This window comes from Mariprofundus sp. KV, from assembly GCF_013387475.1.
Taxonomy (GTDB): Bacteria; Pseudomonadota; Zetaproteobacteria; order Mariprofundales; family Mariprofundaceae; genus Mariprofundus.
Genome location: NZ_VWNB01000006.1, coordinates 155,643 through 167,821, shown reverse-complemented (window position 1 = coordinate 167,821; position 12,179 = coordinate 155,643). Strand labels below are relative to the sequence as shown.

Below are 12,179 nucleotides of genomic sequence, written 5' to 3'. Positions count from 1 at the left end.
ACCTTTCTCACATACGCAAGATGCGAATGCAATCACATCTGCCGAACAGTTGTTATGGCGGCCGCTATTGCTCTGTTTGCGTTCTCATCGACGACAGTGTTCGCCTCTGAACAGGCTTCGATTCGCTCTGATGAGCTGAAATCTGTATATATCTTCAACTTTATCCGTTTTACCGACTGGCCTGAACATGATGCCGCTGCAACCGGCATCCGGCTGAATGTGCTCTATGATCAGAAGCTGCACGACATACTTCAGACTATTGCGGATAAACCGGCAGCCCGGAAATTAGGGCTGAAGCTGCGCTCATGTAAGGAGATTGATTGCCTTCGTGCCAGCTCGGCTCTCTATATCGGGGAGCCGCAACGGGGACATTTTGACCAGCTGTTGAAACTGGTTGAAGGCGCTCCGGTACTTACGATTTCGGATATTCCCGGCTTTGCGGAGCAGGGCGGTATGATCGAAATCAAATATCACAACGAAAAACTCACCTTTATCGTCAACCTGCAGGCAGTCAAACGCGCTGGTCTCTATATCAGTGCGCAGCTGTTGCAGCTCGGTGAGATTGTTGGGAGGGGTAATGAATAGAGAATCTTCTACTTCTATCCAGCGCCAGCTTCAGCTCTTTTTCGTGTTAACACTGGGATTCACTGTGCTCGTGATGGGCGGCGTGTGGATCGGTCACAATCAGGTGTTGCTCGAGAGGGAGGCTGAGAGGGTGCTGATTGTTGAAGGTGACATCATCGGTGCTGCGGCCAGGCCGGCTATGATGTTCAACGATCAGCGTATGGCTGCTGAACTGCTGCAATCGATGCAGTTTGATCCCGACATCGCCATGGTGAAACTGTTCACCTATGACGGACTTAGCCTGTTTACCTATGCTGCAGAAGACGATACTGCAGTCCGGGCAGATCCGGTTCACTTTCAAAAGCTGCAGAGTACGCTCTTCTCCGATGGCCGACTGCGCCTCTACAGGGTTGTCAAACATAAAGGTGAAGCGGTTGGTGTTATCTATCTGGAGTCCCGTCTTAACCACCTGAAAGAGAGCCAGCGTACCGGTTATATTACGGTGTTGATGGTGATGTTCGGCTGTCTGCTTGTGGGACTGATGCTGGCAGCCCGTTTGCAAAAGAGGATTGCTGTACCGATCACCTCTCTGGCCGGTTTGATGCGCCAGATGGGGTATGACCGTGACTATTCACTCAGGGCCGGTAGCCCGACCTATAACAGGGAGACCGAAGAGCTGCTGATTGGTTTTAATCAGATGGCCGATGAGATTGAAAACAGTTTCCGCACTATCAAAGAGAATCACCGGGATCTGCAGGAGGGTGAAGTCCGTTTCAGAAATGTCGTGGCACTTGCGCCTATGCCTGTACTGATCAGTCGGCAGTGTGATGGTGAAGTGCTGTTTTTTAATGCAGCAGCAGCCCAGCTGTTCGGCTTCGAAGGCAGCTCAGGTGAAGGCGTCAAGGCGGTGGACTTCTACCGCGACCCCGATGATCGCCAGCAGCTGCTCCGCACGTTGAAGCAGGAAGGTAAGGTTATCGGCAAGGAGATAGAGGTGGTTGGTTGTGATGGTACCCCGCTCTGGATTTCCCTCTCGATGAGCCAGATAACATTTGAGTCTGAACCGGCACTGTTCAGTGCTTTTATGGATATTACTGATCAGAAGAGTATTGAGAAGAGATTGGAGGAGCAGGTCTCTGAGCGGACTTCTGAACTTGAAAAGACCCGCGATGAGTTGCAATCGACACTGGATAATATGCTTGATACCTACTATCGCCTCTCTTCAGACGGCACAGTGGTCTGGGCATCAAGTTCCGTTTATTCGCTACTCGGTTACGCACAGGAAGAGGTGGCCGGCCTGCCGTTGCAAGCCCTGTGGGTTGATAGCTGTGGCTTTGCACACTCTGTGACCGCCATAAGTGAGAATGGTGGCGTGCTGATGAATCATAAAATCCAGCTCAAACACCGTGATGGGCGTCTGATCTGGAGCTCAATATCCGCGCATCTGATTATTGATCAGCAGGGAGAGGTCATCGGCATTGAAGGCGTGGTTCGCGACATTTCACTGCAGGTGGAGGCCGAGACGCAGAAGCAGGAGATGGAGAAGAAGATGGCGCATGTGCAGCGGCTGGAATCTCTGGGCGTTCTGGCCGGTGGTATTGCGCATGACTTTAATAATATCCTGGCCGGCATCATGGGTAATGCCGAACTGGCAGAGATGAACATGAAAGAGCACCTGCCGGCAGACAAGGAGTTGGAGAATATTGTAGCCAGTAGCATTCGGGCTGCTGATCTGTGCAGGCAGATGCTCGCCTATTCCGGACAGGGGTCACTGGTTAAAAAGCCGGTCAATCTCTCCACGCTGGTCGAGGAGACGGTGCAGCTGATTGATGTGTCAATCTCCAAGGATGTATCACTTACATTTGATCTGCAAACTCAACTGCCGATTATTCTTGCCGATAATACACAGATGCAGCAGATCGTGATGAACCTGATTACCAATGCATCAGAGGCGATAGGCGATAAAAAAGGCGGCAAGATTCAGGTCGTAACCGGGTCTCTGCATGCCGATAGAGCGGCGCTGGATAGCCCTTTCCTCGAGGAGAAGCGGCCACCGGGCGAATATGTATTCCTTGAGGTCTCAGATAATGGCTGCGGTATGGATGAGGCGACTCTGAGCAGAATGTTTGACCCGTTTTTTACGACGAAGTTTACCGGTCGAGGCCTGGGCATGAGTGCGATGCTGGGCATTGTGCGCTCACATGGTGGTGCGCTTCAGGTTGAGAGTGCACCGGAGCAGGGGGCTCGGTTCAGGGTGCTCTTCCCTGTCTCTTCTGCGGCTGTCAATGATGAGCACATGGCAGATGCGAAGGCAGAAGAACTTAAACTCAGTGAGCGGGCTCTGACCGTTCTGGTGATTGATGATGAGGTGATGGTCAGGGCTATCTTTGAGAAAATGCTCAGAAAAATGGGGTGCGAAGTGCTGCTTGCCTGTGATGGCGAGGAGGGCTTGCAGGTCTACAGTGAGCATCGGGATAGGGTGGATGCCGTATTGCTGGATATGACCATGCCCCGAATGGGTGGAAAAGAGGTGCTGGTCAGGCTCAGGGAGATGGGTATTAAGGCGCCGGTTATCGTCTGTAGCGGTTACAGCAATGAGAATGTCATGCCGCAATTTGAACAGGTTCAGCCAGAGGCCTTTTTGCAGAAGCCGTTTTCATTGCAGTCGTTGCACACGGTGCTGCGTCAGAGTCTGGTAGACATTACAGGGAGTGGTCCATGACAGCGTATAGGTGCTTGAGACGGAGGTTTCGACTTGCCGGTTTAGTGGCGGGATTTACATTATTGATCTTTTTGAAGGTTATGCCGCTTGCTGCTCAGGAGGCGGATCAGACCGATGCCCTGCTGCAGATGGATATGCAGCAGCTGATGAATCTGACGGTGACCTCTGCCGGCAAACGAGGTGAAAAGTACTATTCGACGGCCGCTGCGGTGTTTGTGATTACCAATGATGATATTCGCCGTTCCGGAGCGATGAGTATTCCTGAAGCACTGCGTCTGGCTCCCGGCGTCGAGGTGCAGCAGCCCAATGCCAATCAGTTTGCAGTGAGTATTCGCGGCCACAATGATGTTTTCTCCGACAAGCTGTTGGTGCTGATGGACGGACGGGCCCTGTATACACCGACCTTTTCCGGCGTCTGGTGGCTGGTGCAGAACTATCCGCTGGAAGATATTGATCGTATTGAGGTGATCAGAGGCCCTGCCGGCGCAGTGTGGGGCTCCAATGCTGTCAATGGCGTAATTAATATTATCACTAAAAACAGCAGGAAAACGCAGGGTTTCATGCTTTCAGGAGGTGCCGGAAGCGAGGAGAAAGGCTTTGGTACAGTGCGTTATGGCTGGGATAGTAAAGATGCCCACTACCGCGCCTATGCCATGAGTGAGCAGAGAGATGGCGGCATCTACGATATAGCAGTGGCAAATCTTTGGGGTATGCCACGCGGCAGTGATACCCCCGACTACAGACGCTTTGGTCAGGCGGGGTTCAGGGTGGACTGGGATGCCTCTCATCTGACGCAGCTCTCCTTGACTGGCAATGCATACAGAGTGAAAGCAGGCGCATTTGGCTATACAGCCAGTGCCGGGACAACAAACCTTCCCTATATCAGCAACAACACCTACTCCGGCAGCAATTTGGTGATGCAACTCAATCATGAGTTGATCTCTGATACCCAGCTCTCTGCCAAGTTCTATGTTGATCGGGCTAAGATGGAAGTTCCCCATTTTGATGAAACGCGCGATACATTTGATGCCGAGCTGCAACTCGACTTTCCAAGATTCCTCAAGCAATCGATCTCAATCGGCGGTGGCTATCGCTTGTCACGGGCGGATATAACCAATTCAGCGGTCATACAGATGCCGGATAAAACGAACGTGCTCTATTCACTGTTTATTCAGGATGATATCTATTTTATGGACAATCGTTTGAAGCTCACAGGAGGGCTAAAGGCAGAGCATAATCAATATAGCGGATGGGAGATGCAGCCCAGTTTTCGAGCCATCTACAGTGCTGATCAGTGGGGCTTGTGGGCAGCCGCATCACGAACACTGCGTATGCCGAACATGATTGAGAATACTATCTCATATAATGTGAAAGCCGGTCCGGGATATGTGGCGCGTCTGATTGGCGATGGACGCATGCACCCTGAGCAGGTCACTGCTTATGAGGCTGGCTTACGATTTCATCCTGATGATGACCTGCTGTTTCAGGCCACAGTGTTCAAGATGTTCTACAAAGGTGTTGCCGATACCTATCAGGATCCGGCATCGGCATTTATCGAAAATACCTATCTGGTGATTCCGATCTATATGGCCAACATCCTTGATGGTAGTACGCGAGGAGTTGAGCTTGATTTTACATGGCAGGCGCTCGATTGGATCAAGCTGAAGGGCTCCTTTACGCACCAGCGCTCCCACTATCTGCCTACGCCGATAAACGATGCGGAGACCCGTTACTCTGCATATGTGCTCAGAGAACAGACACCGGAAAACAGGTACCATATCGGTACCAGTATCGATATGGGTGATGATGTTGAACTGGATCTGAATTTTTCGCATTGGGATATCTTTAAGCGCGACAGGGTGGCCCGCTATAATCGTTTGGATGCAAGGCTGGGATGGCGGCCGATCAGGAATCTGGAGTTAAGTCTGGTTGGAAAAAACCTGTTGAAGGCTACGCATAAAGAGGATCTTGAATCCACCCTTGAAGCCTCCACACTGCAACAGCAAAGTTATCTGGTGAAGGCAACCTTCCGCTATTGACTGACTCACGTGATAACGTGCGCAACATCAGCTCTCCGGGGCATCAGAGGACTTCACAGCACGGGCTGAAACTCTTAAGCTGGGGGTAGTTCCGGAGGTGTAGATGGTCGTTCGTCCCGCCGCAGTTGCAGGCATGTTCTATCCGGCAGAAGCAGCAGCGCTTGCTCATCAGATCTCCCGGTCGCTGGCTGTGGCTGAAAGGGAGCTGGAGAAGGGATTGCCGGTTCCCCGGGCTCTCATTGTACCCCATGCCGGTTATATCTATTCAGGAGTGACTGCCGCTTTCGCCTATCAGGCTGTTCGTGAGTCTCCATTCAGACGGGTTGTGCTGTTTGGTCCTGCTCATCGGGTTGGCTTTCAGGGTATGGCTGTACCGGAGAGCGAAGTGTTTCGGACTCCTCTGGGGGATATATCTGTTGATCAGGAAGCTGTACGGCGCGCATTGGTTCATGCTCAAGTACAAGCCTCCGATGCGCCGCATGCAGAGGAGCATTCACTGGAGGTGCAGCTGCCTTTTTTGCAGAGCGTGTTGCAGCATTTCGAGCTTCTTCCGGTCTGTGTCGGCATGGTTGAGCCGCAAGCTGTCGCTGAGGTGATGGAACTGTTTCTGGATGAAAAGGAGACATTGATTGTGATTAGTTCCGATCTCTCTCATTTTCACGATTATCAGCGTGCCAATGCCATTGATGCCGCCACAGTCGATGCGATGCTGACCATTCAATGGCCTGTTACTCATGAGCAGGCCTGTGGGGCTACTGCTATTAATGCCTTGCTGATTCTCGCCGACAAATATGGACTTGAGCCTCGCCTTCTCGACTACCGTAATTCGGGAGATACAGCGGGAGATAAAAACCGTGTGGTGGGATATGCTTCGATGGCATGGTTTGAGCAGGGGGGGCTGAATGAATGATTCGGTAAACAGAGGCAGGGTTCTTATCAGTATTGCGCGCTCGGCCATTGCCAGGCAGCTGCGCGTGGCTATCGATGAGTTTCCTACTGCAGGGCTGAGCTGGCTGGAGGAGCCTGCTGCAACCTTTGTCACCCTGACCATCAATGGCAAGCTGCGCGGCTGTATCGGCACACTGGAGGCGCATCGCTCGCTGCTTGAAGATGTCTCTGCCAATGCACGAGCTGCCGCATTTGAAGATTCCAGATTTCAGCCTCTGACAGCCGATGAGTTTGCCGGGCTGCTGGTTGAGGTCTCCGTGCTTACCGAGATCGAAGCGATGCATGCCCATACTGAGGATGTTGCCATATCCAAGCTGCGGCCCGGCATTGATGGCGTGGTCTTTAAGTTTGGCATGTACAAAGCGACCTTCCTGCCGCAGGTGTGGGATCAGCTGCCTGAGCCGGCCGATTTTCTCGGTCATCTCAAGGCCAAGGCGGGGCTCTCTGCCGAGTTCTGGCATCCTGAAGTGCTGCTCTATAAGTATCAGGTAAAGAAGTATCGCGAAAAGGATCTACCCGCCGAATAGTCTATGATCACGTCTCACTTTCCCGGCCGCTACTGGCACAAGCTTGAAGATGGACGCATTCAGTGCGATATCTGTCCGCGTGACTGCAAGCTTCACGATGGCCAGCGGGGGTTGTGTTTTGTTCGCAAGTGTGAAGATGATCAGATCGTTCTCACCACCTATGGCAGATCATCAGGTTTCTGTATTGATCCGATTGAGAAAAAACCACTCAACCACTTCTATCCGGGCAGTAGCGTTCTCTCTTTTGGCACCGCAGGGTGTAACCTGAACTGTAAATTCTGTCAGAACTGGGACATCTCCAAATCGCGCGAATTTGACCGCTTATGCGATCAGGCTACGCCTGAAGCGATAGCTGCAGCCGCTCTGGAGTGGGGCTGCAGGAGTGTCGCTTTCACCTACAACGATCCGGTCATTTTTCTTGAGTATGCCGTTGATGTAGCGAAGGCCTGCCATGCTCTGGACATTAACACGGTGGCCGTAACGGCGGGTTATATTCACCCTGCAGCACGGCAGGAGTTTTTCGCCCATATTGATGCCGCCAATGTTGATCTGAAGGCCTTCTCAGAAGATTTTTACCGTAAGTTCTGTGCCGGAGAGCTGCAGCCGGTGCTTGATACACTGAAGTATCTTAACGATGAGACGGATGTCTGGTTTGAGATTACTACCCTGTTGATTCCCGGCCACAATGATGGTGATCAGGAGCTCACCGCGCTGGCTGAATGGATCATGGCAAACCTCGGGCCGGATGTTCCGCTCCACTTCACCGCCTTTCACCCGGCATGGAAGATGGAGGATGTGCCAGCAACACCGCAGGCCACCCTGAGCCGGGCCCGCAGGATTGCCAAAAAGGCAGGCTTAAATTTTGTCTATACAGGCAATACGCATGATAAGCAGGGCGGAACCACGCTCTGTCCCGGTTGTAAAAACAGGGTGATTGTCCGGGACTGGTATGAGATTACAGAGCACCGTTTAGATGAAGAGGGTTTGTGTGTGATGTGTGGCGCTAAAACGCCGGGTCATTTCGATGAATTCCACGATGCCTTTGGTGCCCGCCGGATCCCCATTCAGATTCAATCCGGGTGAGCGTTAGCTCATGCAGGTATGATGTTCTTCAACATCGCATTAACCGCTTTGACGGCTTCATTTAACCGACCTTCATTCTGACCGCTCAGGCAGATTTTGCCGCAAGGGTCAGGGCCGCAGCGGCCGGGATAAGAGCCGATCTCGACATCATCATACTGCGCCTGAATAGCTGTCAGTGGTTTGGCAAAGAGGCTCTCAGCCAGTTTTACTTCTATCTCAATACGCCGGTAGGGCCTGTCACCGAACTGATGCAAAATAGAGTCGAGCTGTGATTCAAAGATGTAGGGCACACCGGCCAGAATATAGACATTGCCGATACGTGCGCCCGGCGCGATGGTCTTCTCACAGCGGATCAGTTTGGAGCCCTGCGGCACGCGGGTCATACGACGACGCCCCTCATTCAGTCCTTCAGCACCGAAGTGCTCGGTCATCGCCTGCACAATAAAGTTGTGTTCAATGAGCTCAACGTCGAATGCCTCTGCAATCGACTCCATGGTGATATCATCATGGGTGGGGCCGATGCCACCGGAGGTGATGACAGCATCAAATTTGTTTCGCAGCCGATTGAGCGTGGAGATGATGGCATCGCGTTCATCGGGGATAACCGCCACTTCGCTTAGCTTGCAGCCTGCCTCAAACAGCTTTCCAGCCGCATAAAAAGCGTTGGCCTCGCGGGTGCGCCCGGAGAGAACCTCATTGCCGATAACCAGAATTGCAGCCGTCTGATGTGCCATGGCTATATCATAGATAGGTCATCAGAAGTTCGCCAGTGCAAGAAAAAAGGCGCACCGGATTGGCACGCCTTTGATGCTGTATTAACAGCGGCTGACTATTTACGGTTTTTCAGTGCTGCGATACGCGCCTCTGTTGGCGGATGCGTGGAAAACAGATGAGCGAAACCTGAAGACTGACCATGGATTTTCATGGTCGCCAGAGCATCTTCACTCATGCCCTCTTCGCGATGTTCAGTGGCCAGTGTGCGTTGAGAGAGCGCTTCGATCTTCTGCAGGGCAGAGGCCATGGATGCCGCACCCACCGCATCAGCGGCAAAGGCATCAGCACGAAACTCGCGACGACGGGAGAACCAGCAGATCGGGATCATCGCCAGAATTGAGAGCATGAATTGCAGTGCCATATAGACTGCAAAGCCGAGCCAGTAATTACGCTCCATCAGCGGACGGGAGATCATGCGGGCAAGGAAGTAAACAAAGGTGTTCATCAATCCCTGTAGCAGGGTGGTGGCCATCATGTCGCCATTGCTGATGTGACCGACCTCATGCGCAACCACCGCTTTGAGTTCGTCATCGGTGAGATTCATGGCCAGGCCTGAGGATACGGCTACCATGGCATTGTTGCGGGTAGGGCCGGTGGCAAAGGCGTTGGGAACATCATCCCAGTAGACCCACACCTCCGGCATCTTAATGCCTTCACGCTGCGCAAGCTCGGCAACAGTGTTGTAGACCACCTTCTCTTTGGGCGTGGACGGGCTGGTGATCTGTTGCATGCGCATGCCTCGCTTGGCGAGAAACTTGGACATAAACAGTGAAATAAAAGCGCCGCCAAAGCCGAAGACCATCGCCCAGGCGAAGTCCTGTGCGGCAACAGTGCCCCGCAGATCAATACCGAAGTTCGGTAAAACCACCTCTATGAGAATGGTGCCGGTGATCGCCAGGGTAAAAAAGATCAGTACATTGGTGATGATTAACAGAAAAATACCTTTGAAGCTGCGCATGAAATCTCCTTTTTTGATTGTCAGGTTAAATGTGGGGATGCTAGCGTATGAATTCAAGTCTTGAAAAATGATGAGGATAACCTTAATAAAACGTTATGAAGCCAGACGATATTCACGACCCTGAAATTTTAGATGAAATTGATAGCCTTGATGTCGGCTCTGCTGATGAGGGCGAAAGCATGGAAGCATCACTGGTGCAGGCCGATGAGGTGCTGCCCAATCAGTTGACGCTGCTGCCACTCTCCAATCGCCCGCTATTCCCCGGACTGGTGGTGCCGCTGGTCTATGAGAATGAGGATATGAGCAAGGTGGTGCGTGAACTGGCAGCCAGCCATCAGCAGCACATCGGCCTTGTGCTGGTACGTGACGAGAATGAACCGTACGAACCGGCCAATCTCTATGAGGTGGGCGTGGTTGCCCGCATTGCCAAGGCGGTAGAGATCGAAGGGCACGGCCTGCATCTGGTGGTCGAGTGTCTGCGCCGTTTCCGTATTGAGAGTTTCATCAGTGATGAGCATCCGATCCGGGTGAGGGCGGCCTATCGTGAAGAGACCTCCTATAAAGATAATATTGAGCTGCGCGCCTATACCGTTGCCGTGATCAATACGATCAAGGAGTTGCTCAAACATAATCCGCTGCATGAGGAGGAGTTGCGTCTTTTTGCCTCACGCTTTGATGTCAATGAGCCCAACCGGCTGGCCGATTTTGCAGCCAGTCTGACCACTGCCAGTCGCGAGGACCTGCAGGAGATTCTTGAGACCTATCCGATTTATGATCGCCTGAAGAAGGTGGTGACGCTACTCAATCGCGAACTCAACGTTAGTAAGGTGCAGCGTAAAATCCGTGACAATATCGAGGAGCGTGTCTCTGATCAGCAGCGCCGCTTTTTTCTGCAGGAGCAACTGCATGAGATTCAGCGCGAACTGGGTATGAATGAAGATCCTCGTGAGAAGGAGATCGAGGAGTTCAGGAAGAAGGCCAAAAAGCTTAAGTTCAGTAAAGAGGCCGATGGCGCATTTGAAGAGGAGCTGAACAAGCTCTCGATGCTGGAGACCGCATCCCCTGAGTATAGTGTTACCCGTAACTATCTGGACTGGTTGACCTGCCTGCCGTGGGGTAAGACCTGTCGTGACCGCTACAACCTGAAGGCTGCGACACGGGCCTTGAACAAACACCACTCAGGATTGGAGGATGTGAAAGATCGTATTCTTGAGTTCATCGCCGTGGGTGCTCGCAAGAAGGCGGTGGGTGGCTCCATCATTCTCTTTGTCGGCCCGCCGGGCGTGGGTAAAACGTCACTGGGTAAAGCCATTGCAGAGGCGGTAAGCCGTCCCTTCTACCGTTTTTCAGTCGGTGGCATGCGTGATGAGGCTGAGATTAAAGGTCACCGTCGTACCTATATCGGTGCCATGCCGGGCAAGATTGTGCAGGCGCTGAAGCGTGTTGAGGTGGCCAATCCGGTGATTATGATCGATGAGGTGGATAAGATCGGTAACGATTTCCGTGGCGACCCCTCCTCTGCGCTGCTGGAGGTGCTTGATCCGGAGCAGAATTCAGATTTTATGGATCACTATCTCGATGTCCGCTTTGATCTCTCACAGGTGCTGTTTCTGCTGACCGCCAACCAACTTGATACCGTGCCAAGGCCTCTGCTTGATCGTGCCGAAATCATTCGTCTGCCCGGTTATATGGCCAGTGAAAAGGTGGAGATTGCACGCAAACATCTCTGGCCGAACCAGTTAAATGAACACGCCTTAAAACGCAGCGATGTCACGTTGACGTCTGGGGTGCTCAAGCATCTGGTTGAGAACTATGCACGTGAACCGGGTGTGCGGCGTTTAGAGGGATTGTTGAAGAAGATTCTGCGCAAGCTGGCACGCAACCTTGCGGAAGGTTCCACTGAGACGCCTGTGCGTATTGGCATCTCCGATATTGCCGAGTATATCGGCAAACCCCGTTTTCGTGAGCAGGCGATCAAGCAGGGCGTTGGCCTCTCAACAGGGCTGGCCTGGACGGCTATGGGTGGTACCACGCTGACGCTTGAGGCTACCATCACACATCATGATCGCCGTGGCATGAAGGTGACCGGACAACTGGGTAAGGTGATGCAGGAGTCAGTCGAGATTGCCTACTCCTATGTCAGTGCCAATCTTGACCGTTTCGGCGTTGCTCCCGACTTCTTTGATAAAGCCTTTATCCATCTGCATGTGCCTGAAGGTGCGGTTCCCAAGGATGGGCCATCTGCAGGCATCGCCATTGCGACGGCCCTGCTCTCTCTGGCACTGGATAGATCGCCCGAACGCATTGCCATGACAGGTGAGCTGACACTGGTGGGGGATGTGCTGCCCATTGGTGGTGAGCGTGAAAAACTGCTGGCGGCCAAACGTTTGGGAATCAGCGAAGTGATTCTTCCTTCTGCCAATGAGGTGGATGTGGCTGAGTTGCCGGAGAGTGTGCGTGAAGGGTTGGTGATTCATTATGCCCGTCATTTTAAGGATGTGGCGCGTCTGATGTTCGGCATTCGCATGCGATCTGAACGCAGGAAAAAGATCTGAACAAGAGTC

9 protein-coding genes are annotated in these 12,179 nt (G+C 52.6%); 7 read left to right on the top strand and 2 right to left on the bottom strand.

Annotated elements, in window-relative coordinates:
• Positions 1-54 precede the first annotated feature (54 nt).
• The 6 genes from F3F93_RS06665 to amrS all read left to right on the top strand — a co-directional run bounded on the left by F3F93_RS06665 (position 55) and on the right by amrS (position 7,883).
• Positions 55-585: a YfiR family protein gene (locus F3F93_RS06665; RefSeq protein WP_194334993.1), complete on the top strand. Its 531-nt coding sequence runs from the start codon at positions 55-57 to the stop codon at positions 583-585.
• Positions 578-3,286, top strand: coding sequence for a PAS domain S-box protein (locus F3F93_RS06660; RefSeq protein ID WP_176958385.1), 2,709 nt, complete (start codon positions 578-580; stop codon positions 3,284-3,286). Before F3F93_RS06665 ends, F3F93_RS06660 begins: the two co-directional genes overlap by 8 nt.
• A 14-nt stretch (positions 3,287-3,300) precedes the next feature.
• Entirely contained in the window at positions 3,301-5,325 is a 2,025-nt protein-coding gene (locus tag F3F93_RS06655; RefSeq protein ID WP_176958384.1) for a TonB-dependent receptor, read from the top strand.
• 103 nt (positions 5,326-5,428) lie between these two features.
• Positions 5,429-6,235, top strand: coding sequence for an AmmeMemoRadiSam system protein B (amrB, locus tag F3F93_RS06650; protein ID WP_176958383.1), 807 nt, complete (start codon positions 5,429-5,431; stop codon positions 6,233-6,235).
• A complete protein-coding gene (gene amrA / locus F3F93_RS06645) occupies positions 6,228-6,800 on the top strand; it encodes an AmmeMemoRadiSam system protein A (RefSeq protein ID WP_176958382.1) in 573 nt (190 codons plus the stop codon). Before amrB ends, amrA begins: the two co-directional genes overlap by 8 nt.
• 3 nt (positions 6,801-6,803) lie before the next feature.
• A complete protein-coding gene (amrS, locus tag F3F93_RS06640) occupies positions 6,804-7,883 on the top strand; it encodes an AmmeMemoRadiSam system radical SAM enzyme (RefSeq protein WP_176958381.1) in 1,080 nt (359 codons plus the stop codon).
• 8 nt (positions 7,884-7,891) lie between these two features.
• Here amrS and F3F93_RS06635 read toward each other — a convergent pair whose 3' ends face one another.
• Entirely contained in the window at positions 7,892-8,617 is a 726-nt protein-coding gene (locus F3F93_RS06635) for a molybdopterin-binding protein (RefSeq protein ID WP_176958380.1), read from the bottom strand.
• Between the two features lie 95 nt (positions 8,618-8,712).
• Positions 8,713-9,615, bottom strand: coding sequence for a protease HtpX (gene htpX / locus F3F93_RS06630; protein WP_176958379.1), 903 nt, complete (start codon positions 9,613-9,615; stop codon positions 8,713-8,715).
• Positions 9,616-9,710: 95 nt separating this feature from the next.
• On the opposite strand from htpX, the gene lon reads away from it, so the two are divergent.
• Positions 9,711-12,170 carry an endopeptidase La gene (gene lon, locus F3F93_RS06625; RefSeq protein WP_176958378.1) on the top strand — a complete coding sequence of 820 codons (2,460 nt, stop codon included), beginning with the start codon at positions 9,711-9,713 and terminating at the stop codon, positions 12,168-12,170.
• Positions 12,171-12,179: the final 9 nt, after the last annotated feature.

Coding starts and splice junctions, on each gene's coding strand:
- F3F93_RS06665 (WP_194334993.1), top strand. CDS start 55: ATGGCGGCCGCTATTGCTCTGTTTGCGTTCTCATCGACGACAGTGTTC.
- F3F93_RS06660 (WP_176958385.1), top strand. CDS start 578: ATGAATAGAGAATCTTCTACTTCTATCCAGCGCCAGCTTCAGCTCTTT.
- amrB (WP_176958383.1), top strand. CDS start 5,429: ATGGTCGTTCGTCCCGCCGCAGTTGCAGGCATGTTCTATCCGGCAGAA.
- amrA (WP_176958382.1), top strand. CDS start 6,228: ATGAATGATTCGGTAAACAGAGGCAGGGTTCTTATCAGTATTGCGCGC.
- amrS (WP_176958381.1), top strand. CDS start 6,804: ATGATCACGTCTCACTTTCCCGGCCGCTACTGGCACAAGCTTGAAGAT.
- F3F93_RS06635 (WP_176958380.1), bottom strand. CDS start 8,617: ATGGCACATCAGACGGCTGCAATTCTGGTTATCGGCAATGAGGTTCTC.
- htpX (WP_176958379.1), bottom strand. CDS start 9,615: ATGCGCAGCTTCAAAGGTATTTTTCTGTTAATCATCACCAATGTACTG.
- lon (WP_176958378.1), top strand. CDS start 9,711: ATGAAGCCAGACGATATTCACGACCCTGAAATTTTAGATGAAATTGAT.